10 protein-coding genes are annotated in these 22,418 nt (G+C 75.4%); 8 read left to right on the top strand and 2 right to left on the bottom strand.

The annotated features are described in order from the left end of the window. The first annotated feature begins 54 nt into the window (after positions 1-54). Both GA0074694_RS25710 and GA0074694_RS25705 read left to right on the top strand, forming a co-directional pair. Complete coding sequence (locus GA0074694_RS25710; protein WP_091462593.1) at positions 55-1,146, top strand: ferredoxin reductase; 1,092 nt, start codon at positions 55-57, stop codon at positions 1,144-1,146. 17 nt (positions 1,147-1,163) lie between these two features. Then, positions 1,164-2,315 (top strand): fatty acid desaturase family protein, encoded by a 1,152-nt coding sequence (locus GA0074694_RS25705; protein ID WP_091462592.1) that lies wholly within the window; start codon positions 1,164-1,166, stop codon positions 2,313-2,315. 103 nt (positions 2,316-2,418) lie between these two features. On the opposite strand, the gene GA0074694_RS25700 is transcribed toward GA0074694_RS25705, so the two are convergent. After that, on the bottom strand, positions 2,419-3,174 hold the full coding sequence (locus GA0074694_RS25700) for a GntR family transcriptional regulator (RefSeq protein ID WP_176738121.1): 756 nt from the start codon (positions 3,172-3,174) through the stop codon (positions 2,419-2,421). Positions 3,175-3,343: 169 nt separating this feature from the next. On the opposite strand from GA0074694_RS25700, the gene GA0074694_RS25695 reads away from it, so the two are divergent. Beyond that, a complete protein-coding gene (locus GA0074694_RS25695) occupies positions 3,344-4,135 on the top strand; it encodes a nucleotidyltransferase (protein ID WP_091462590.1) in 792 nt (263 codons plus the stop codon). Between the two features lie 109 nt (positions 4,136-4,244). Further along, positions 4,245-5,630 (top strand): type VII secretion protein EccB, encoded by a 1,386-nt coding sequence (gene eccB / locus GA0074694_RS25690; RefSeq protein WP_091462589.1) that lies wholly within the window; start codon positions 4,245-4,247, stop codon positions 5,628-5,630. A 48-nt stretch (positions 5,631-5,678) separates the two neighbouring features. Here eccB and GA0074694_RS25685 read toward each other — a convergent pair whose 3' ends face one another. After that, positions 5,679-6,272: a class I SAM-dependent methyltransferase gene (locus tag GA0074694_RS25685; RefSeq protein WP_091462588.1), complete on the bottom strand. Its 594-nt coding sequence runs from the start codon at positions 6,270-6,272 to the stop codon at positions 5,679-5,681. A gap of 491 nt (positions 6,273-6,763) precedes the next feature. On the opposite strand from GA0074694_RS25685, the gene GA0074694_RS25680 reads away from it, so the two are divergent. Genes GA0074694_RS25680 through GA0074694_RS25665 form a run of 4 tightly spaced genes read left to right on the top strand, consistent with a single transcriptional unit; the run spans position 6,764 to position 22,402 of the window. Beyond that, on the top strand, positions 6,764-10,240 hold the full coding sequence (locus GA0074694_RS25680) for a beta-ketoacyl synthase N-terminal-like domain-containing protein (protein ID WP_091462587.1): 3,477 nt from the start codon (positions 6,764-6,766) through the stop codon (positions 10,238-10,240). Continuing rightward, positions 10,237-13,395: a thioesterase domain-containing protein gene (locus GA0074694_RS25675; RefSeq protein ID WP_091462586.1), complete on the top strand. Its 3,159-nt coding sequence runs from the start codon at positions 10,237-10,239 to the stop codon at positions 13,393-13,395. The genes GA0074694_RS25680 and GA0074694_RS25675 overlap by 4 nt, the downstream gene beginning before the upstream one ends. After that, positions 13,392-16,904 carry a non-ribosomal peptide synthetase gene (locus GA0074694_RS33800; RefSeq protein ID WP_091462585.1) on the top strand — a complete coding sequence of 1,171 codons (3,513 nt, stop codon included), beginning with the start codon at positions 13,392-13,394 and terminating at the stop codon, positions 16,902-16,904. The genes GA0074694_RS25675 and GA0074694_RS33800 overlap by 4 nt, the downstream gene beginning before the upstream one ends. Before the next feature lie 8 nt (positions 16,905-16,912). Next, entirely contained in the window at positions 16,913-22,402 is a 5,490-nt protein-coding gene (locus tag GA0074694_RS25665; RefSeq protein ID WP_091462584.1) for a type I polyketide synthase, read from the top strand. The last annotated feature ends 16 nt before the right edge of the window (positions 22,403-22,418 follow it).

Here is a 22,418-nt window from a genome sequence, read left to right as displayed (position 1 = left end):
GTTTTACCTCGCCGAGCCAAGCTTTTGTACTTACGGTGCGCCCACCATGGTTATATGACCACCACCGTTCCGCACCGGTCCAGCCGGGTTCCCCTCCGGGACCGGCTCCTGCGGCTCGCCGGCGCGGTCACCACCCCGCTGCTGCCCGAGGACTACCTCGACCTCGTCGCGCCGTTGCGCGCCGGGGCCGACCTGCGCGGCCGGATCCTCGACGTCCGACCCGAGACCCGCGACGCGGCGACCGTCGTGATCCGCCCCGGCCGTGGCTGGCGCGGCCACCGGCCCGGCCAGTACGTCCGACTCGGCGTGGACGTCGACGGCGTGCGCCAGTGGCGCGCGTACTCGCTCACCTCGCCGCCGGGTCGGCGGACCGACCCGGTCACCGTCACCGTCAAGGCCCTTCCCGACGGCGTGGTCAGCAACCACCTGGTCCGCCGCATCCGGCCGGGGACGATCATCCAGCTCGACCAGGCCCAGGGCGACTTCGTCCTGCCCCGACCGGCGCCGGACCGGGTCCTGTTCGTCACCGCCGGCAGCGGTGTCACCCCGGTCATGGGCATGCTCCGGTCCGGAGTCCTCGCCGGGGCCGACGTCGTCGTGCTGCACTCCGCGCCCACCCCGGCCGACGTGATCTTCGGCGCCGAACTGCGTGGTCTCGCCGCGCGTGGCGCGCTGCGCCTGGTCGAGCGGCACACCGACACCGACGGGGTGCTCGACGTGGCGGACCTCGCCGACCTCGTGCCGGACCACCTCGACCGGCAGACCTGGGCCTGCGGCCCGGTCGGCCTGCTCGACGCGGTGGAGCGGCACTGGGCCGACGCCGGTGCCGCCGACCGGCTGCACACCGAGCGGTTCCGCCCGACCGTGATCACCGCGGGCGAGGGCGGGCCGGTGACCTTCACCGGCGCCGGGGTCACCGTCCAGGCCGACGGGGCCCGTGCGCTGCTCGACGCGGGCGAGGAGGCCGGGGTGTTGATGCCCTCCGGTTGCCGGATGGGCATCTGCTTCGGCTGCGTCCTGCCGCTGCGCCAGGGCGCGGTTCGCGACCTGCGTACCGGGGAACTCACCACCGCGTTACCCGGCGACGGCGTGCTCATCCAGACCTGCGTGTCGGCCGCGGCCGGCCCCTGCGACATCGACCTCTGACGACGGGAGTTGCGGACATGACCGTGATCCAGAAGAAGCCGCACAACCCGATCGCGCACCTCACCGAGGCGGACATCGAGGCGCTCGCCGCCGACCTCGACGCGATCCGGGACCGGGTCATCGCCAGCCGGGGGGAGCGGGACGCCGCCTACATCCGCCGGCTCATCGCGACCCAGCGCAAGCTGGAGCTGGGCAGTCGGGTCGTGCTGCTCTTCTCGCTCTTCCCACCCGCCTGGGTGGTGGGCACCGCCGGCCTGGCGGTGGCGAAGATCCTGGACAACATGGAGATCGGCCACAACGTCCTGCACGGCCAGTGGGACTGGATGCGGGATCCGAAGATCCACTCGACCACCTGGGAGTGGGACCACGTCTCCCCGGCCGAGCAGTGGAAGCAGTCACACAACGAGCTGCACCACAAGTACACGAACGTCGTCGGTCGGGACAACGACCTCGGCTACGGCATCATGCGCGTCGACGAGGACCAGCCCTGGCTGCCGATGCACCTCGGCCAGCCGCTGTGGAACCTGGTCAACGCCTGCTTCTTCGAGTACGGCATCGCCGCGTACGACATGGAACTGGGCCGCCACCTCCAGGAGAAGACCACCCGGGACCCGGTGTTCCGCCGGCGCGGGAAGGCGGTGCTGCGCAAGATCCGCCGCCAGGTGCTCAAGGACTACGTGTTGCACCCGCTGCTGTCCGGGCCGTCCTTCCTCAGCACCCTGGCCGCCACCTTCACCGCGAACCTGGTCCGCAACCTGTGGAGCCACTCGGTGATCATGTGTGGGCACTTCCCGAGCGGGGTCGAGACCTTCGAGAAGACCTCGATCGAGGGGGAGACGAAGGGGGAGTGGTACCTGCGGCAGATGCTCGGGTCGGGCAACATCAGGGGTGGTCGGCTGCTGCACCTGATGGCCGGCAACCTCTCCCACCAGATCGAGCACCACCTCTTCCCCGACCTGCCCAGCAACCGCTACGGGGAAATCGCCCCGGAGGTGCGCGAGGTATTCCGGCGGTACGGGCTGTCGTACACCACCGGCTCGCTGCCCCGGCAGGTCGCCTCGGCGTGGTGGAAGGTCATCCGGCTCTCCCTGCCGAACCGGTCCGCCACCGGCCCCCGCGCGGTGGACGACCAGCCGGCGGTGACCCGCGAGCCCTCGCTGGTGGGCTGACCCCGCCGCCCGCCGCCCGCCGCCCGCCGCCCGCCGCCCGCCGCCCGCCGCCCGCCGCCCGCCGCCCGCCGCCCGACGGTTAGCGGTCGTGTCCGGCCGGCGGTCAGCCCCGGCGGACGAGTTCCAGGTCGATCCGGTCGGTGTCGTACCAGTGGCGGCTGAACAGCGCCACCCGGTCCCCCGGGTCCACCGCGAAGTGCCGCTGCTCCAGCAGGAGCAGCGGGGCGTCCGAGGCGAGGTGGAGCCGGTCCCGCAGGTCGGCGTCCGGCGTCACCGGCACCAGCCGCGCCACCGCCTGCCGCAGCGGCAGCCCCAACGCGGCGAGCCGGTCGTGCAGCGAGTCCTCCGCGCCGAACGCGTCGAGCGCGGTGGGCTCCGGCAGCAGGCCCGCCGGGATCCACTCGGCGCAGTGCGCCACCGGAACGCCGTCGGCGGTGCGGGTGCGGGTCAGGTGCACGACCGGGGAACCCGGATCGACGTGCAGGTGGGCGGCGAGCGCCGGATCCGCGACGACGTGCCGGACGCGTAGTCCGGTCGTCCCGGGCCTGCGTCCGACCAGCGTGATGCCGCGTCCGGTGCCGGTGAGCCGCTCCAGGCCGTGCGCCGGGCGGGGGGCCGCCGAGACGAACGTGCCGACACCCCGACGACGGACCAGGAGCAGGTCCCCGATCAGCTCGGTGACGGCCGCACGCAGGGTCGGGCGACTCACCCCGAGCCGGCGGGCCAGTTCCGGCTCTGCCGGCAGCCGCGTGCCGGGGGCGAGGACCCCGTCCCGGATCAGCTCCCGCAGGCGGGCCGCGGTCCGGGCGCCGAGCGTCCGGGTCTCGGTGTCCAGTCGTACCGACCAGTTCGTGTCCATCACGCCTCCCGGCTCTCCTGCTCGGTGCGATCGGTGGTACGCGCCTGTGGCGTCGTGGGCGGGCGACCGGAGGCAAACATGTCGATCCGTATTCTCGCCCCTACCTTCCGTGCGTGCAGCCCCGGGGGTGGATGTGCCACCTCCGGCGGCGGGAGGTACACAATGCGGCATGCATCCCGACGTGCGGATCTATCTCCGGGACCTGGTCGACGCCGCGCGCGACGTGCTCGGCGACAACCTGGTGGGCGCGTACGCCGCCGGGTCGGTCGCGCTCGACGCGTACCAGCCGGGGCGCAGTGACGTCGACGTGGCCCTGCTCTGTGCGTACGCCCCGGGGGCGGAACGTGGCCGCCGTCTGGTGGCGCGGCTGCGGCACGAGGCGCTGCCCTGCCCGGCCCGTGGCCTGGAACTGGTCCTCTACCGGGAGGCGGTCGCCCGGTCCGGCACCCCCGAACCGGGCTACGAGGTCGAGTTGAACACCGGACGGGGGATGCCCTTCCGGGCCAGCGTCGACGGACCGGACCGACCCGCCACCGACGGCCTGTTCTGGTACGGGCTCGACCGCAGCATCCTGCACCAGCACGGACTGACGCTGTTCGGCCCGCCGGCCGCCGAGGTGTTCGCCGATCCGGCCCCGGCCGACCTGCGCCGGCTGCTGGTCGACGCGCTGCGCTGGTGGCTGGCCCTGCCCACGCCGGACGACGACCGGCCGGCGCCCGGCGCCGAGGACGCGGTGCTGGGCGCCTGCCGCTCCCTGGTGCGCTTCCGACACGGGGTGTGGCTGTCGAAGGTCCAGGCTGGGCGCCGGCTCGCGGAGGCGGGCTGGTGCACCGACGTGATCGAGCGGTCGATCGCGGCCCGTGGTGGTGGCGTACCGCCGAGCGGTCCGCAGGCGCGGGCCGTGCAGGAGCGGGTGCTCGCCGAGATCAGCACAACGGATGCCCCGTCTGCGGAGGGGTGACGTCCCGGCCGGCCGGCGGTGCCGCCGGGCGGCCGGCTGCCGTGCCCGTACGTGGTGTGATCGTGCGCCCCTTATCCTGTGACCCGACCGACCACGGGGAAGGGAACGCATGCCGTCGCGGCAGGACCAGCTCCACTCGTACCAGTTCACCGTCCAACGGGCGGTCGCCGCCCTGGTGACGCGGGAGACGGACCCGGTGGTCCCCCCGTTCCGCCGGTTGGCCGGCGCGGCCCTGGCCAGTGTGCTGGTGGCGGTGATCGCGCTCGGCGGTGCCGCGCTCTACGGTCTCTTCGCCGGCGGGGGCTCCGGCTGGCGCGACGAGGGGGCCGTGGTGGTGGAGAAGGAGTCGGGTGCCCGCTTCGTCTACCGGGACGGGAAACTCCATCCGGTGTCGAACTACGCCTCGGCCCTGCTGATCATCGGTGCCGAGCGGGCGAAGACCGTGCTGGTCTCCCGCCGCTCGATCCAGGGGGTGCCGCGCGGCCTGCCGTTGGGCATCCCCGACGCGCCCGACTCGCTGCCGGACGCCGGCCGGCTCACCACCGCGCCCTGGACGGTCTGCTCGGTGACCGGTGCGGACGCGACATCGCCCCACTCGGTGCTGCTGGTCGGTGCCCCCGCCCGGGACGGCCGGCCGCTCGGCGACGACGCGGTGCTGCTCCGTCACCCGGACGGCAGCCTCCACCTGGTCTGGCACCGGCACCGGCACCGGCTGCGCGACGTGAACCGGGTGCTGGCCGCGCTGGCCACCACCCGGCAGCGGGCGGTGCCGGTGGCCCCGGCGCTGCTCGACAGCCTGCCGGCCGGCCCGGACCTGGCCCCGTTGGACCTGCCCGACCTGGGGGAGGCGTCCGACGCGGTCTCCGGTGCCGACATCGGCGACGTCCATCTGGTCACCAACTCCGGTGGCGGTCGCCAGTACGTGGTCGTCGACCGGGACGGGGTCGCCGGCATCACGGAGTTGCAGGCGAGCCTCCTGCTGGCCCGGACCGGGCAGGGTGACCCACAGCCGTTGACCCTCGGCCGGTTCGCCCGGTTGCCGAAACTGCCCGACCTTGTGCCGACCGGCCCCACCGCCCCGCCGACCAGCCCACCCCGGCTGGCGCGCCCCGAGGCGGGCGCGATCTGCGGGCAGGCCGGTGACGACGGTGGCGTCCGGGAGGTGCGTGTCGGCGCGACCGTGCCGGAGCGGGAGGCGGTGCCTCGCGACGGCGGACCCGCCGGGACGGGCGGAGTGGTCGCCGACCACGTGGTGGTCGAGCCGGGCTGGGGCGCGGTCGTCGAGTCGGTCGCCGCGCCCGGGGCGACCGGTGGTGCCGTCTCCGTGGTCACCGACCTCGGTCGCCGGCACGTGGTGGCCTCGACGGAGGTGCTGGGCATGCTCGGGTATCCCGACGTCCGGCCGGTCCGCCTGCCCGCGGGCCTGGTCAGCCTGGTGCCCGCCGGCCCTCCGCTGGACCCGGAGGCGGCCCGGGAGGTTGTCGTACCCGCCTGAGGGCGACCCGTCGAAGGCGGCAACGGCGATCGCGAGGCCGGCGGGGTCTCAGTCGGCGGGACGCCGCAGCACGGTGACCGCGAAGTCGGCGTCGGCCCGCCAGGGCCGCAGGTCCCAGGTGGCGAACCGGTGCTCCCGGTGCAGCCCGGCGGCGGACGCGTCGGCGTCGAAGTCGGCGAGCGGGTATCCCCGGTCGGTGCCGAACCCGACCACCAGCACCCCGTCCGGGCGCAGGTGGGTGGCGAGCCGGCGGAGCACCTCCCGCTCCGTGCCGGGGGCCACGAACGCCATCACGTTGCCCGCGACCACGGCCGCGTCGAACGGTTCGCCAGGCAGTTCCAGTTCGGCCAGGTCGGCGACCAGCCAGGTCGGCCCCGGATGGTCGGCGCGGGCCGCCTCGACCAGCGCCGGGTCGGCGTCGACCCCGACCACGGTGTGCCCCCGGTCGGCCAGCGCGGCGCCGACCCGGCCGGTGCCGCAGCCGGCGTCGAGGATCCGCGCGCCGGGCCGGACCATGGAGTCCAGCAGCCGTGCCTCGCCGGTCAGGTCCGCCCCCTCGACGGCCAGCCGGCGGAACCGGTCGATGTACCAGCGGGAGTGGTCGGGTCCGGTCTCGGTCACCCAGCGGGTCGGCTTGCCCATGACGTCCACCGTAGCGGTCGGTGGTCACCGGCGGGCGGGTGACCACCGGGATGCCGGACGACGTCGACGGGGCGGCGTCGATCCACAACGGACCGTATGATGGGCTCGGCGCCCGTCGCCGGTGTGTCCCCCCACGCGCCGGCACCGGTCGTGCCTCCGGGTCTGGAGGGCCCCGGTCCCGCCCCGGGATCGGAAGGGCCCCGGTCCATCAGCCGGAAGTTCTCCCGGGCCGGCTCTGTTTCCGCGGAGGATGACCGGTCGGTGGCCCCCTAGGCCATAGCGCCTCCCAAGGTGGAGGGCTGATCGGACGGCTGTTCATGTCCGACGTCCGACCGGGGGTCGGACCTTCGGGTCAACTCCCGATCGATGATCTTCCCGCCAGCCCGGCCCGGCCTATGCTGCTTCCACTGTGGAAATCCTGGGGGGACCAATGAATGCAGGCGTCGGACGCTGCGTGCGGGCAGGCCTACGGGCGGTAGTCACACACTGACATGCCGCAGTCCACGATCGTCCACCGGTTCACCGACGTCGCGGCGCGGCACTCCGACCGACCGGCCGTCCTCGGCGACCGGCCGGTGCGCTACGCCGCGCTCCACGGGCTGGCCGGCGGATACGCCGCCGTGCTCGCCGCCGCCACGGTCCCCACCGGGCAGCGGGTCGCCCTGCTCACCGCGCACGGTGTGCCCACCATCGCCGCCATGCTCGGCACGCTCGCCGCCGGCTGCGCGTACGTGCCACTGGACCCGGGCTTCCCCGAGGACCGGCTGCGGCACATGCTCGCCGCCGCCGACGTGCGGACCATCGTCACCGGGGCCGCTGGAGAACCACTCGCGCGCCGGTTGAGCCAGGCCCGCCCCGGGACGCGGGTGCTGGTCGCCGACGATCCCGCCCCCGCGCCGCTGACGCCGGTGCCGGTCGACCCGGATTCGGTGGCGTACGTGCTGTTCACCTCCGGCTCGACCGGGTTGCCCAAGGCCGTCGGGCAGACCCACCGCAACCTGCGGCACGTGGTGGACAACCAGATCGCCACCCTGGCCATCGGCCCCGACGACCGGCTCAGCCTGCTCGCCTCGTTCAGCTTCGACGCCGCCATCCCGGACCTCTGGCCGGCGCTGCTCACCGGTGCGGCGGTCGTCCCGGTCGAGCTGCGCCGGCACGGGCTGGCCCACGCCGTCGACGAACTGATCCGGCACCGGGTGACCGTCTACCACTCCACCCCCACCGTCTACCGCTTCCTCCTGGACACCCTCGGCGACCGCCGGCTCGACCAGGTACGCGTGGTGCTCCTCGGCGGCGAGCAGGCCACCTGGACGGACGCGGCCCGGGGCCGGGACCGGTTCGCCGCCGACTGCGTGCTGGTCAACGGCTACGGCGCCACCGAGATGACCTTCGCCGCCCGGTACGCGCTCCCGCTGGCCGGGGTGGACGCCACCCGCAGCGGCCCGTTGCCGGTCGGCCGCGCCCTGCCCGGGTACGCCGTCGACCTGACCGCCGACGGCGAGATCGAGGTCCGCAGCGCGCACCTGGCACCCGGCTACCTCAACCTCGACAGCGACCGCTTCGGCGTCGACCCGGCGGGGGTGCCCACGTACCGCACCGGCGACCTGGGCGAGCGGCTGCCCGGTGGGGAGCTGGTCTGCCTCGGCCGGCTGGACCGGCAGGTCAAGGTGCGCGGGCACCGGGTCGAGCTGACCGAGGTCGAGGCGCACCTCGCCGACTGTCCAGGTGTGGCCGCCGTCCGCGCCATCGCCCGGGACGGTGAGCTGCTCGCGTACGCCACCCCGGCCGGCGGGTCGCTGGACCCGCCGGCCCTGCGCGCGGCGCTGGCCCGACGGCTGCCGGAGTACGCGCTGCCCCGGGCGGTCGTCGTGGTCGACGCGTTCCCGCTCACCGTGACCGGCAAGGTCGACGAGCGCGCGCTGCCCGACCCGCCGGTCGCCGTGCCGGTGGGGGAGGAGCCGACCACCCCGACCGAGCGGGTGGTGCACGACATCTGGTGCGCCGTGCTCGGCTGGGCGGCGGTCGGCCGTACCGACAGCTTCTTCGACCTGGGTGGGCAGTCCCTCCTGCTCGGCCTGGTGCAGGAACGGCTGGCCGAGCGCTTCGGCGTATGGCTGCCCATGCCCAAGCTGTTCGCCCACCCCACGGTGGCCGCGCAGGCCCGGCTACTGGAGGCCCCGGCCGCGCCGGTGCGGCCCCCCGCCCTGCCCACCCCGCCCGCGCCCGCGACCACCGTCCGGGAACACACCGGTGACGAGATCGCCGTGGTCGGCCTGGCCGGCCGGTTCCCCGGCGCGCCCGACGTCGCCACCTTCTGGTGGAACCTCTGCGCCGGGGTGGACGCCGTCCACGACCACACCGACGACGAGCTGGCGGCCCTCGGCATCGGTCCCCGGCTGCGCGCCGACCCCCGGCACGTGCGGGCCACCGGACGGCTGGCCGGGGTGGACGAGTTCGACGCGGACTTCTTCTCCTTCGGCCCGGACGAGGCGGCCCGCACCGACCCGCAGCACCGGATCTTCCTGGAGACCGCCTGGGAGGCGCTGGAGGACGCCGGTTGCGACCCGACCCGCTTCCCCGGCCTGGTCGGCGTGTACGCGGCCACCTCCGCCAACCGCTACTTCCTGTTCCACCTGATGGACAACCCGGCCGTGGTCGGTGACGTCGACCCGGACGACTGGGAGGCCCGGCTGATCGGCCGGCAGTTCACCGACCACCTCCCCGGGCAGGTCGCCTACCGGCTGGGGCTGACCGGGCCGGCGGTGGCCACGCAGAGCGCCTGCTCCAGCTCGCTGGTGGCGGTCTGCCTCGCCGCGCAGAGCCTCGCCGACTACCAGTGCGACGTCGCCCTGGCCGGCGGGGTCAACGTCACCTGGCCGCGTTACCGGGCCGGCGGACTGGCCTCCCCGGACGGGCGGTGCCGGGCCTTCGACGAGGCCGCCGCCGGCTCCGGGTTCGGCTCCGGAGCCGGGGTGGTCGTGCTGCGCCGGCTCGCCGACGCCCAGGCCGACGGGGACCGGATCTACGCGATCCTGCCCGGCTGGGCGGTGACCAACGACGGCGCGGACCGGGCCGGGTTCGCCGTGCCGGGACCGGCCGGGCAGGCCGCCGCCGTGGCAGGCGCCCTGGCCGCCGCCGAGGTCGACCCCGGTGAGGTCCGCTTCGTCGAGGCGCACGGCAGCGGGACCCCGTTGGGCGACGCGATCGAGGTGGCCGCGCTGCACGAGGTCTACTCCGGTGCGGCTCCCGCCGAGACCTGCGCGCTCGGCTCGGTCAAGACCAACATCGGCCACCTGGACGCCGGGGCCGGCATCGCCTCGCTGATCAAGGCGGTGCTCGCCGTGCAGCACGGGGTCATCCCGCCGAACCTGCACTTCACCCGCCCGCATCCGGAGATCGACCTGGCCGGCGGCCCGTTCTACGTGCCGACCAAGGCCCGGGACTGGCCGCAGGCCCCGCGTCGGGTGGCCGGGGTCAGCTCGTTCGGCCTCGGCGGCACCAACGCGCACGTCGTGGTGGAACAGCCGCCGCCGGACGAGCCGGCCGACGAGCCGGCCGACGAGCCGTCCGGTGCGGCGTACCTGCTGCCGCTGTCGGCACGTACCCCCGAGGCGCTGCGGGCGGTGGTCACCCGGCTCCGGACCCACCTGGCCGGCACCGCCGCGCCGCTGGCGGACGTGGCCTGGACCCTGGCCACCGGCCGGCGGGCCTTCGGCTGCCGGGCCGTGGTCGCGGCGACCGACGCGGCCGGCGCGGTGGCCGCGCTGGACGACCTGCTCGCCACCGGTGACCGGGTGGCCGGGGCCCCGGCCGACCTGCTGGACCGGGCCGCCGGGTGGCTGGCCGGCGGGGACGTCGACTGGACGGCGCTGCACCCCGACGGGGGCGGCCACCGTACCGGCCTGCCCACCTATCCGTTCCAGCGGCACCGGTACTGGATCGATCCTCCTCAGAAAGGCCAGCGGTGACCTGGTTCGCCTCCACCGGACGTCGTCCCCACGCGTCGGTGCAACTGTTCTGCCTGCCCTACGCCGGGGCCGGGGCAAGCGCGTTCCGTCGCTGGCGGGACGCCATCGGCTCCGACGTCGAGGTGCAGCCGGTGCAACTGCCCGGCCGGGAGGTGCGCATCGCCGAGGACCCGGACTTTGCCGTCGCGGAGGTCGCCGCGGCCATCGCCGCGCGGGCCGACCGCCCGTACGCGATCTACGGCCACTCGATGGGCGGACGGCTCGGCTTCGACGTGGTGCGGGAACTGCGCCGCACCGGCCGGACGCTGCCGATCCGGCTCTACGTCGGCGGCGCCCGCGCCCCGCACGTCACCGACACCAGCCACTTCCACGGGCTCTCCCGGGCCGACGACGAGGAGCTGCTGGCCCGGCTCCGGACCGGCGGCGGTCTCCCCGAGGAGATCCTCGAGCATCCGGAGCTGGTCGAGCTGCTGCTGCCCCTGCTGCGGGCCGACTTCCGCCGGGTGGACGGTTTCCGGTACACGCCCCAGGAGCCGTTGCCGGTGCCGATCGTGGCGTTCAGCGGCCGTACCGACCTGGCGGTGACCCGGGAGCAGAGCGCCGCGTGGGAGCGGCACACCACCGCCGGCTTCACCCTGCACGACATCGACGGAGGGCACTTCTTCCTGCGCGACCGCCTCGCCGACGTGCTGGCCGTGATCCGCGCCGACCTGCTCGCGGCGACCACCGCGCCGGCGGCCCCGGCGTCCGTCGCGCCGGTCGGATCCGTCGCAGTGGCCGCCGGGCCGACCGCCGGCCACCCGACGGAGGGCGGCCCGGCCGCCGGGCCGGGTGGGCACCGGGTGCCGCTGGGCGACACCCACTGGTCGGTCTGGCGGGACGCGCTGCTGCGCACCACCGGGTTCCCAGCCGACGGACTGACCGCGCTCGCCGCCCCGAAGGCCGCCGCCGCGGCCGACGACCTGCTCGACGGCGGCCCCACCGACCTCTTCGACACCGCCTTCGCCGAGGCGCTGGCCGACGGGGGCGAGACGCTGCGCCGTATCGCCGCCGACCCGCTGGTGCGCGAGGCCGTGACCTGGCAGAACCCGAACGTCCTCACCGCCCTGGACGGCCTGGTGGCGGCCGGGCCGGACGCCCCCCGCAACGTCCGACGCCGGGACCGGGAGAAGGCCCTGCTGCGCTACTGGCAGCGCTACTGCGGCAAGAACGAGACGGTCGGCTTCTTCGGGCCGAGCTGCTGGGTGACCGTCGACCCGGCCGCCGCGACGCCGCTGACCGCGCGACCGGGTGAGCAGCTGACCCGCCGCCGCTGGGTGGTCTTCGAGTCCTGGGCGGTGGCCGCGTACGCCGACGCGCTCGGCCGGGACCCAGCGGTGCGACGCTGGTGGCCGCCGATGCTCGCCGCCCACCTCGGCCTGGACGGCCGGACGGTGCGCCGGCCGGGCCGCCGGCCGCTGGAACTCTCCACCGTCGAGGCGGCGCTGCTGGCCGCCTGCGACGGCCGGCGTCCCGCCGCGCACGTGGTCGCCGACCCCGGGCTCGGGCTGCGGCGGCCCGACGACGGTTACGCCCTGCTGGAACGCTTCGTCGAACGGGAACTGATCACCTGGGACGCGCTGCTGCCGGTCAGCCCCGCCGCCGAACAGGTGCTCGGTGAGCGGATCGACGCCATCGGCGACGAGGCGGTACGGGGCCGGGCCCGCGCCGGCCTGGACCGGCTGCGCGCCGGCCGGGAGGCGGTGGCCGCCGCGGCCGGCGACCCGGACCGGCTCCGGGGCGCCCTGGCCGAGCTGGACGCCCTCTTCACCGAGCTGACCGGTCAGTCGCCCCGCCGCCGGGACGGGCAGATGTACGCCGGCCGCACCCTCTGCTACGAGGACACCAGCCGCGACCTCGACGCGGTGGTCGGCGGACCACTGCTGCGGGAGATCGCCGCGCCGATGGCCGTGCTGCTCCAGGCGGCCCGGTGGCTGGTCGAGGCGCTGCGGCGCGCGTACGCCGACGCGTTCCGGCAGCTCTACGACGAGCTGCGGGCCGACGCGCGCGGTGGCGGGGTGTCCCTGGCCGACCTGTGGTTCCTGGCCCAGGGCCTGTTCTGGGGCACCGGCGACCGGCCGGTCGACGCGGTGGCCGCCGAGTTCGCCCGCCGCTGGGCCGGGCTGTTCGGGCTGGAGAACCTGCCGGCCGGCACCCGCCGGGTCGACGTCGACCTGGCCGGGCTCGCCGAGCGGGTCGCCGAGGTCTTCCCGGCCGCCCCGCCGACCTGGGGCAACGCCCGGTTGCACAGCCCCGACCTGCAGGTTTGCGCCCGGGACACCGAGGCGCTGGCCCGGGGCGAGTACACCGTGGTCCTCGGTGAGCTGCACGCCGCCTGGGCGTCCTTCGACTGCGAGGTGTTCACCCCGTCCCACCCGGACGTGGCGCGGCTGCGCGCCGCCCTCGACGAGGACCTGGGCGGCCGTCGGGTCCGGCTGCTGGTGCCGGACGAGTGGCCGCGCCGGACCAGCCGGGTCGCGGAGAGCCTGGTCGGCCCCGCTGACCGGCAGTTGGCGTTCGCTCCCGCCGCCGGGGCCGACCCGGACCGGGTGCTGCCCACCGTGGACCTGACCGTCGTCGACCGCGACGGCGAACTGGTCGCGGTCGCCTCCGACGGGCGCACCTGGACCCTGGACGAGATCTTCGCCGGCCCGCTCACCATGCACGCCGTCGACGGCTTCAAACTGGTCGCCGCCGCCGCACACACTCCCCGGATCACCCTGGACCGGCTGGTGGTGGCCCGGGAGACCTGGCGGACCACGCTCGGCGGGACCGGTCTGGCGGACGTCACCGGCGAACGCGAGCGGTTCCTCGCCGTCCGGCGGTGGCGGCGCGAGCTGGGCCTCCCCGAGCAGGTGTACGTCAAGCTCGCCACCGAGACCAAGCCCTGCTTCCTCGACCTGAGCAGCCCGTTCTACGCCTCGGCGTTCTGCTCGATGCTGCGGACCGCCCGGGGCGTGGGCGGTGACCCGGTGGCGGTGACCCTCACCGAGATGCTGCCCACCCCCGAACAGGCCTGGGTGCCGGACCGTGCCGGCCGGCGCTACTTCAGCGAGCTGCGGCTGCACATCGTCGACGGCGAAGCCCCCCCCACCGGATCCGGAGCGCACCGATGACCCTCCCCCCGCACCCGGCCGCCGCCCACGGTCCCGAGCTGCCCTGGCCCGACGCGACCGTCGCCGACCTGGTCCGGGAACAGGCCGCGCGCACCCCCGACGCCACCGCGGTACGCCAGTGGGACCACCGGCTCAGCTACCGCGACCTGGTGGAACGGGCCGCCGGGGTGGCCACCGCGCTGCGGGAGCGGGGCGCGGGTCCGGGAAGCCGCGTCGGGGTGTGCGCCACCCGTCGTCCCGACCTGGTGGTCACCGTGCTCGGTGTGCTGCTCGCCGGTGCGGCGTACGTGCCGCTGGACCCGGGTGGCCCGCGCGCGCGGCTGCGGGAGATCGCCCGGGACGCGGGCGTGCGGATCGTGGTGGGCGACGCCGCCGAGGCGGAGTTCGGCGACGTCGCCGGCATGGAGACCCTCGGGTTGCCCGGTGCCGCGCCGCTCACGCCCTGCCCGGCGCGCCCCGGCGACACCGCGTACGTGCTGTTCACCTCCGGGTCGACCGGCCGTCCCAAGGGTGTCCGGGTCACCCACCGGGGCCTCGCCGAGTTCGTCACCGGCTGGGCGGCGCGCACCGGGGTCGACGCCGGCACCCGGAGCCTGGCCAGCGCCGCGCTCAGCTTCGACGCCGCCGTCATCGACCTGTTCGTGCCGCTGGCGCACGGCGGCGCGGTGCAGCTGGTCGGCGCCGACGACCGGACCGACCCGCTCCGGTTGCAGCGCTTCGCCGCCGCGCACGACGTGAACTGGGGGCTGCTCACCCCGACCGTGCTCGCCCTGCTCGACCCGGCCGCCCTCCCCGCCTGGCGGACGGTGCTCTGCGGTGCCGAGGCGGTCCCGGCCGAGCTGGCCGCCCGCTGGTCGCCGGGGCGGCGGTTCGTCAACGCCTACGGCCCGACCGAGGCGACCGTCGCGGTGGTGGCCGGCGACCTCACCGGTGACGAGGCCGACCCGGTGCCGATCGGGCTGCCGCTGCCCAACCACCGGGTGTACGTGGTCGACGCCGACCTGCGTCCGGTGGTCGCGGGCGAGAGCGGGGAACTGCTCGTCGGCGGACCCGGCCTGGCCGACGGCTACCTCGACCGGCCCGCGCTGACCGCCGCGGCCTTCGTCCCCGACCCGTTCTCCGGCCTGCCCGGAGAGCGGCTCTACCGCACCGGCGACCTGGTCCGGCAGGGCCCGGACGGCCGGCTGGTCTACCTGGGACGCATCGACCGCCAGGTGAAGGTCCGGGGCCAGCGCGTCGAGCTGGGCGAGGTCGAGGCGGTGCTCGCGGACCACCCGGGAATCGACCGGGTGGTGGTGGAGGCCGTCGACGGCCCGACCGGCACCGAGCTGGTCGCGTTCCTGACCCCTGCCGACGCCCTCGGCGACGAGGAGATCCGGGACTGGGCCGCCGACCGGCTCACCCCGGCCATGCAGCCGGCCCGGCTGCTGCGGCTGCCCGTGCTGCCGGTCAGCCTGACCACCGGCAAACTCGACCGGGCCGCCCTGCGCGAGCGGGCCGCCGCCGGTCGGGACCCGGCCGACGGGGTGGTCGCCTCCACGGATCCGGTCACCACGACGGTGGCCCGGCTCTGGGCCCGACTGCTCGGCGCGGCCCCCGGCCCGGACACCGACTTCCTCGCCGCCGGTGGCAACTCGGTCGCCGCGATGCGTCTGGTCGCCGCGCTCCGCGCCGAGCTGGGACGGCAGGTCGACGCCCGGGACGTGGTCGCCGCCCGCACCTTCGCCGCGCTGGTCGACGCGGTCCGCGCCGCCGCCCCGGCCGAGTCCGACGGGCTCACCACCGGCAACCCGCCGACCCTGTCCGCGCCGCAGCGCCGGCTCTGGTTCGTCGACCAGATCGCCTCGTCCAGCGCGCCGTACAACATCGCGCTGGCGCAACGGCTGCACGGCGCGCTGGACACCGCGGCCCTGGGCGCGGCGCTGCGGGCGGTCGCCGAACGGCACGACGTGCTGCGCTGGCGGATCCTGCAGACCGGCGGGGTGCCGTACGCGGTGTGCGCCGAACCGACCGACGTGGCGGTGCCGGTGGTCGACCTGACCGGGGCCGCCGACGTCGAGGCGGAGCTGCGCACCATGCTCGCCGCCGGTGCGGCGCACTCCTTCGACCTGGCCACCGGACCGTCCTGGCAGGTCACCGTGTACCGGCTCGGCGAGCGGGAGCACGTGGTGGCGATCACCCTGCACCACGCGGTCTTCGACGGCTGGTCCGAGGCGGTGCTCTACGACGACCTCGCCGCCGGGTACGCCCAGGCGGTCGCCGGGACGGTCCCCGCCCTGCCGCCACTGGCCGTCTCGTACGCCGACTACGCGGTCTGGCGGGCCGAGCGGGACCGGCGGCAGGGCCCGGCCGACGTGGCCTGGTGGACCACGCACCTGCACGGCGCGCCGACCCTGCTGGAGCTGCCCCGGGACCGGCCCCGCCCGGCGGTGCAGACCTACGTCGGCGCGGAGGCCGGGGTGACCCTCTCCGCCGAGGCGGACCGGGCGGTCCGGGCACTCGCCGCGGCGCGCGGCACCACCAGCGCGGCGGTGCTGCTGGCCGGCTTCGGCGTCCTGCTCGGCCGGCTCACCGGCGGTGACGACCACGTCCTGGGCGCGGTGGTCGCCGACCGGCGGCTGGCCGCCTTCGACGACGTGATCGGCTTCCTCATCGACACCGTCCCGGTCCGGGTCCGTACCGGCGGGTCGGTGGGCTTCGCCGACCTGGTCGACCGGTGCGCGACCGAACTGCACGAGGCCACCGCCCACTCCGGCGCACCACTGGACAAGATCGTCGAGGCGCTCGGCCTCACCCGGGACACCTCCCACGCCCCACTGGTGCAGGTGCTGTTCAACGTGCTCAACTTCGCCCCGCCCCGGCTGGCGCTGGCCGGGCTGACCGGCGAACCGGTCCGGGTGGACAAGCCGGGCTCCCCGTTCGACGTCACCGTCTACGTCGTCGAGCACGACGGGCGGTTCGGTGTCGAGGTGGTGTACAACCCGGACCTGTTCGACGCCGGGCGGATCGACGCGCTCCTGGCCGACCTGGCCACCCTGGTCGGCGCGCTGGCCGATGCCCCGCACGAGCCGGTCGACACGGTCGCCGTCGACCTGCCCCGGGCGGTCGTCCGGGTGGCGCGGCTCGGCGCGATGACCGTCGCCGGCGGCGAGGCGCCGCGCGGGCCGCTGCCCGCCGGGCCGGACGCGCCGACCGACACCGAGGAGCTGATCGCCGGGATCTGGCGGGAGGTGCTGGAACGCGACCGGGTCGGGGTGACCGACAACTTCTTCGACATCGGCGGGCACTCGCTCGCCCTGGCCGCCGTGCACGCCCGGCTGACCGCCGCCACCGGGCGGTCCCTGGCGATGCTCGACCTCTTCCGTCACCCCACCATCCGGGCGCTCGCCGCCCACCTCGACGGCGTCGTGGACCGGCCGGAGCTCGCCCGGGCCGCGCTCCGCGCGGCCGCCCGACGCAGTCGTACCCGCCGAATCCCACCCCGTCGCCCCGACGGCGCAGCGGAATGAAGGAAACCATGGACAACCCGCTCACATCCGCCCTTCCCGGCGAGGACGACGGCGTCGAGCCGATCGCGATCGTCGGCCTGGCCGCCCGCCTGCCCGGTGCGGCCGACGTGCACGAGTTCTGGCGCAACCTGGTCGACGGCGTGGAGTCGGTGACGACCTTCACCCGCGAGGAACAGCTCGCCCGGGGCGCCACGGTCGACGAGGTCGACGACCCGAGCTGGGTGCACAAGGCCCCGGTGCTGAAGGCGTTCGACGAGTTCGACGCCGGGCTGTTCGGCATGACCGCCCGCGAGACCGAGATCACCGACCCGCAGCACCGGATCTTCCTGGAGTCCTGCTACACCGCGTTGCAGGACGCCGGCTACGACCCGGGCCGCTACGACGGCGCGGTCGGCGTGTACGCCGGCACCGGCGGCAACCTCTACCTGCAACTGCACGTGTCGAAGAACAAGCGGGTCGGCGGGGCGCTGCACTCCGCGGTGTCGGTGGCCACCGGCAACTCGCCGAACTACGTGGCGACGAACGTGTCGTACCGGCTGGACCTGCGCGGGCCGAGCCTGACCGTGCACACCGCCTGCTCCACCTCGCTGGTCGCGTTCCACCTGGCCTGTGAGTCGCTGCGCAACGGCGAATGCGACATGGCCCTGGCCGGCGGGGTCAACGTCGAGATGCCGCACGGCGTCGGCTTCATGGGCATGGAGGGCTTCACCTCGCCGGACGGGCGGTGCCGGCCGTTCGACGCGGCCGCCAACGGCACGGTCTGGGGCAGCGGCGTCGGGGTCACCGTCCTCAAGCGTCTCTCCGACGCCGTCGCCGACGGCGACACCATCCGCGCGGTGGTCCGGGGCAACGCGATCAACAACGACGGGGCCGGCAAGGTCGGCTTCACCGCGCCCAGCGTCGACGGGCAGATGGAGGCCGTCGCCCAGGCCGTCGAGCTGGCCGGCGTCGACCCGCGCACCATCACCTACGTCGAGGCGCACGGCACCGGCACCGCGATGGGCGACCCGATCGAGGTCGCCGCCCTCTCGGCCGTCTACGGCCGGGACACCGACGAGCGGGGCTGGTGCGGCATCGGCTCGGTCAAGTCCAACATCGGCCACCTCAGCCAGCCCTCCGGCATCGTCAGCGTGATCAAGGCGGTGCTGGCCATGGAGCACGGGCTGATCCCGCCCACCATCAACTACGAGACCCCGAACCCGGCGATCGACTTCGCCGACACCCCGTTCTACGTGACGAACACGCTCACCAAGTGGGACAACGACGCCGGCCCGCGCCGGGCCGGGGTCAGCTCGTTCGGCATCGGCGGCACCAACGCGCACGTGGTGCTGGAGGAGGCCCCGGCGGCGGCCCGGGTCGACCGGCGGATCCGCCCGGCCCACCTGCTGCACGTGTCGGCGAAGACCCCGACCGCGCTGGACACCGCACTCACCCGGCTCGCCGACCACCTGGCGACCACCACCGACGGCGGTCCGGAACTGCTCGCCGACGTCGCGCACACCCTGCGCGTCGGCCGGAAGGAGTACCCGCACCGGGCCACCGTGGTCGCCACCGACCTGCCCGACGCGGTGACCGCCCTGCGCACCCCGCGCCGACGGCAGGGCGGCGTGGCCGACGGTGCCGCGCCCCGGGTGGCGTTCCTCTTCTCCGGCCAGGGCTCCCAGTACGCCGGCATGGGCGCGCAGCTCTACGCCGAGGAGCCGGCCTTCGCCGCCGTGGTGGACGAGTGCGCCGAACTGCTCCGCCCCGAGCTGGGCCTGGACCTGCGGGACCTGATCCTCGGCCGGGACCCGGCGGCGGGGGAGAAGCTCACCGAGACCCGCTACACCCAGCCGGCCCTGTTCGTCGTCGAGTACGCCCTGGCCCTGCTCTGGCAGAGCACCGGGGTCCGGCCGGCGGCGATGGTCGGCCACTCCATCGGCGAGTACGCCGCCGCCACCGTGGCCGGGGTGTTCACCCTCCCCGACGCGCTGCGCGTGGTCGCCGCCCGGGGACGACTGATGCAGTCGCTGCCCGCCGGCGCGATGCTCGCCGTCAACCTGGCCGAGTCGGTGGTCGCCGAGACCCTCCCCGACGGGCTGTCCGTGGCCACCGTCAACGGTCCGGGCACCTGCGTGGTCGCCGGTCCGGCCGACGCGGTCGCCGCGTACGCCGAGACCCGCCGTGGCAAGTGCAAGCCGCTGCGCACCTCGCACGCCTTCCACTCGCCGATGATGGAACCCATCCTCGCCGAGTTCACCGCGCTGATGGCCACGGTGGAGCTGCGCCGGCCGACCGTGCCGTTCCTGAGCAACGTCACCGGCACCTGGATCACCGACGCGCAGGCCACCGACCCGGCGTACTGGGCGGCGCACCTGCGCCAGCCGGTCCGCTTCGGCGCGTGCGTGGCCACCCTGCTCGCCGAGGGTGTCTGGTCACTGGTGGAGTGCGGGCCCGGCAAGCAGCTGGCGAACCTGGCCCGGATGCAGGTCGCCAAGGCGTCGCCGGAGCAGCGGGCGCTCACCCCGCTGGGCAGCCTTCCCGGGCCCACCGAGGACACCGGCGACCTGGCCACCTTCCTCGCCACCGCCGGCGCGCTCTGGTGCACCGGCGTCGGGGTGCGCCTCGACGGTGACCCGGCCGCCCGGCGGGTGCCGCTGCCGACGTACCCGTTCGAGCGGAAGCGCTACTGGATCGACGCGGACCCGGTGCAGCCGGCCGCCGTGGCGGAGATCCCGTCCGGGCCCCGTCCGCTGGCGGAGTGGTTCGCCGTCCCGGTGTGGCGGCAGGCCACCCCGGAGCCGCGCCGCGCCCCGCTCGGCCGCTGCCTGGTCCTGGTCGACGGCCCCCGCGGGGAGGCGCTGCTCGCGGCGCTGGGGGTCGGCGGGGCCGACCCGGTCGTGGTCCGCGCCGGGGACGACTTCGCCGCCACCGCCGACGGGTACCGGCTGCGTCCCGGCGTCCGTGCCGACCACGACGCGCTGGTCGCCGCGCTCGGCGCGGACCTGCCCGAGCGGCTGGTGCACGCGTTCGCGCTGGACGGCGAACCGACCGGCACCGACCTCGCCGCCACCTCCGTCGCCCTGGACCGGGGCTTCTTCGACGCCCTGCACCTGGTGCAGGCGCTCGCCGGAGCCGGGACGACCACCGGGGAGCACCCCCGCACCCTCGACCTGGTCACCGCCGGCATCGGGGACGTGAGCGGTGCCGACCTGACCCGACCCGAGCACGCCACGCTGGTCGGCCTGGCCCGGGTGCTCCCGGTCGAGCTGCCCGGCCTGACCGTCCGGCTGGTCGACGCGGACCCGGCGACCACCGACGCCACCGCGCTCGCCGCCGAGCTGAACCGCCCGGTCGGCGCGGTCACCGAGGTGGCGCTGCGCGGCAACCGGCGCTGGGTCACCGACTACGAGCAGGTCACCCTCGACGCCGAACCGGCGTCCGCCGGGGAGGACGCCGGTGTGCTCCGCGAGGGCGGCCGGTACGTGATCACCGGCGGTCTCGGCGGCATCGGCATCACCCTGGCCGAGGACTTCGCCCGCCGCGCCCGCGCGCGACTGGTGCTGCTGGCCCGCTCCGGCCTGCCGCCGCGCGAGGCGTGGGACGACCACCTCGCCGTGCACGGCGACGACCGGGCCGGTCGGGCCATCGCGGCGATCCGCCGCATGGAGGCGGCCGGTGCGCAGGTCCTCGTCCTCGCCGCCGACGTCACCGACCCGGCCGACCTGCGCCGGGTCCGCGCCGCCGCCGAGGAGGCGTACGGCGGGATCGACGGCATCGTGCACGCCGCCGGCCTGCCCGGCGGGGGCATGGCCGAGATCAAGGAGCGGGCTGAGGCGGAGCGGGTGCTCGCCCCGAAGGTCGCCGGCACCCTGGCGCTGGCCCAGGTCTTCGGTGACCTGCCGATGGACTTCGTGGTGCTCTGCTCGTCGATCACCGCCGTGGTCGGTGGCTTCGGCCAGGTCGACTACTGCGCGGCCAACAACGCGCTGGACGCGTACGCCCGCTCCGGGCTGGGCTGGCGGGCCCCGGTGCTGTCGCAGAACTGGGGTGGCTGGGCCGAGGTCGGCATGGCCGTCGAGACGAACGTGCCGGCCGGGTTCCGGGCGGTGGCCCGCGAGACGGTCAGCACCGGAGTCGACCACCCGGTGCTCACCACCCGGGTCACCGGCGCGACGGAGACCGTGCTGCACGGCCTGGTCTCGGCCGGCACCCACTGGGTGCTCGACGAGCACCGCATCGGCGGGGTGCCGGTGGTGCCCGGCACCGCCCACCTGGAGTCGGTCCGCGCCGCCGTGGCCGCCGCCGTACCCGCCCCCGGGCCGGACGCGCTGGTCGAGTTGCGGGACGTGGTCTTCCTCGAGCCGTTCTCGGTGCCCGACGGCACGGTCGCCCAGTACCGGGTCGAGCTGACCGGCACCGACGAGGGGGTGGACTTCGCCGTCCGCAGCCTCGCCGCCGGTGAGTCGCGCACCCACGTGCGGGGTTCGGCCGGATGGACCACCGAGCCCGCCCCGCCGGCCCGGGACCTGGCCGAGGTGACCGCCGGCTGCCGGCGGATCGACGACGACTCGTCCTTCGGGCGGGGTCGCACCAGCATGCTCACCTTCGGACCCCGGTGGAACTCGCTGCGCGAGCACCACCTCGGCACCGGCGAGGAGGTGGCCCGGATCGAGGCCCCCGCGGCGGCCCGGGACGACCTGGCCGTCTGGGGTCTGCACCCGGCGCTGCTGGATGTGGCGACCGCCTTCGGCCGGGGCCGGGGCTCCGGCACCTACCTGCCGATGTCGTACGGGCGGATCGTGGTGCGCGGTCCGCTGCCGGCGACCTTCGCGAGCCACCTGCGCTACCGCGACGGTGCCACCGACGAGGTGGTGGCCGCGGACCTGTCCCTGCTGGACCCGGAGGGCCGGGAGCTGGTGTCCATCAGCGACTTCGTGCTGCGCCGGGTCGACCAGGACGCGGTCACCGGCGGGCTCGCCGGGCCGGTCGCGACCGGGACGGAACCGGTGTCGGACGGGTCGACCGAGGACATCCGCCCGGTCGACGGGGCGGAGGCGTTCCGCCGCAGCCTCGCCGCCGGCCTCGGCCCGCAGGTCGTCATCGCCACCCGGACGGTCGCCGACATCCGGCAGCGCGCCGGCCGGGTCACCACGGAGAGCCTGGAGACCGAGGCGGAGCCGACCACGGCCACCACCGCCGTCGCCGGCACCTCCGCCCCGCCCCGCACCGAGTTGGAGGCGGCCATCGCCGCCGTCTGGCGGGACAACCTCGGCGTGGACGTCGTCGGCGTGGACGACGACTTCTTCGCCCTCGGCGGCAACTCGCTGGTCGCGGTGCAGCTCATCGCGGCGATGCGCAAGGCCACCGGGGTGCGCCTGCCGATGCGCAGCCTCTTCGAGACGCCCACCGTGGCGGGCCTGGCGGCCCGGATCGAGGAACTGCGCGCCAGCGCCCCGGCGGAGGAACCCACGGCCCCGTCGGCGACCCCGACCATCCCCCGACTGCCCCGCGCCTGACGGGGAAAGGAGACCT

Origin of the sequence: Micromonospora inyonensis, from assembly GCF_900091415.1 — a bacterium.
Lineage (GTDB): Bacteria > Actinomycetota > Actinomycetes > Mycobacteriales > Micromonosporaceae > Micromonospora > Micromonospora inyonensis.
The sequence above is the reverse complement of the archived record's forward strand: the minus strand, read 5'-3'. Positions and strand labels throughout refer to the sequence as shown.

Coding starts and splice junctions, on each gene's coding strand:
- GA0074694_RS25665 (WP_091462584.1), top strand. CDS start 16,913: ATGGACAACCCGCTCACATCCGCCCTTCCCGGCGAGGACGACGGCGTC.
- GA0074694_RS25685 (WP_091462588.1), bottom strand. CDS start 6,272: ATGGGCAAGCCGACCCGCTGGGTGACCGAGACCGGACCCGACCACTCC.
- GA0074694_RS25695 (WP_091462590.1), top strand. CDS start 3,344: ATGCATCCCGACGTGCGGATCTATCTCCGGGACCTGGTCGACGCCGCG.
- GA0074694_RS33800 (WP_091462585.1), top strand. CDS start 13,392: ATGACCCTCCCCCCGCACCCGGCCGCCGCCCACGGTCCCGAGCTGCCC.
- GA0074694_RS25710 (WP_091462593.1), top strand. CDS start 55: ATGACCACCACCGTTCCGCACCGGTCCAGCCGGGTTCCCCTCCGGGAC.
- GA0074694_RS25680 (WP_091462587.1), top strand. CDS start 6,764: ATGCCGCAGTCCACGATCGTCCACCGGTTCACCGACGTCGCGGCGCGG.
- eccB (WP_091462589.1), top strand. CDS start 4,245: ATGCCGTCGCGGCAGGACCAGCTCCACTCGTACCAGTTCACCGTCCAA.
- GA0074694_RS25700 (WP_176738121.1), bottom strand. CDS start 3,174: ATGGACACGAACTGGTCGGTACGACTGGACACCGAGACCCGGACGCTC.
- GA0074694_RS25705 (WP_091462592.1), top strand. CDS start 1,164: ATGACCGTGATCCAGAAGAAGCCGCACAACCCGATCGCGCACCTCACC.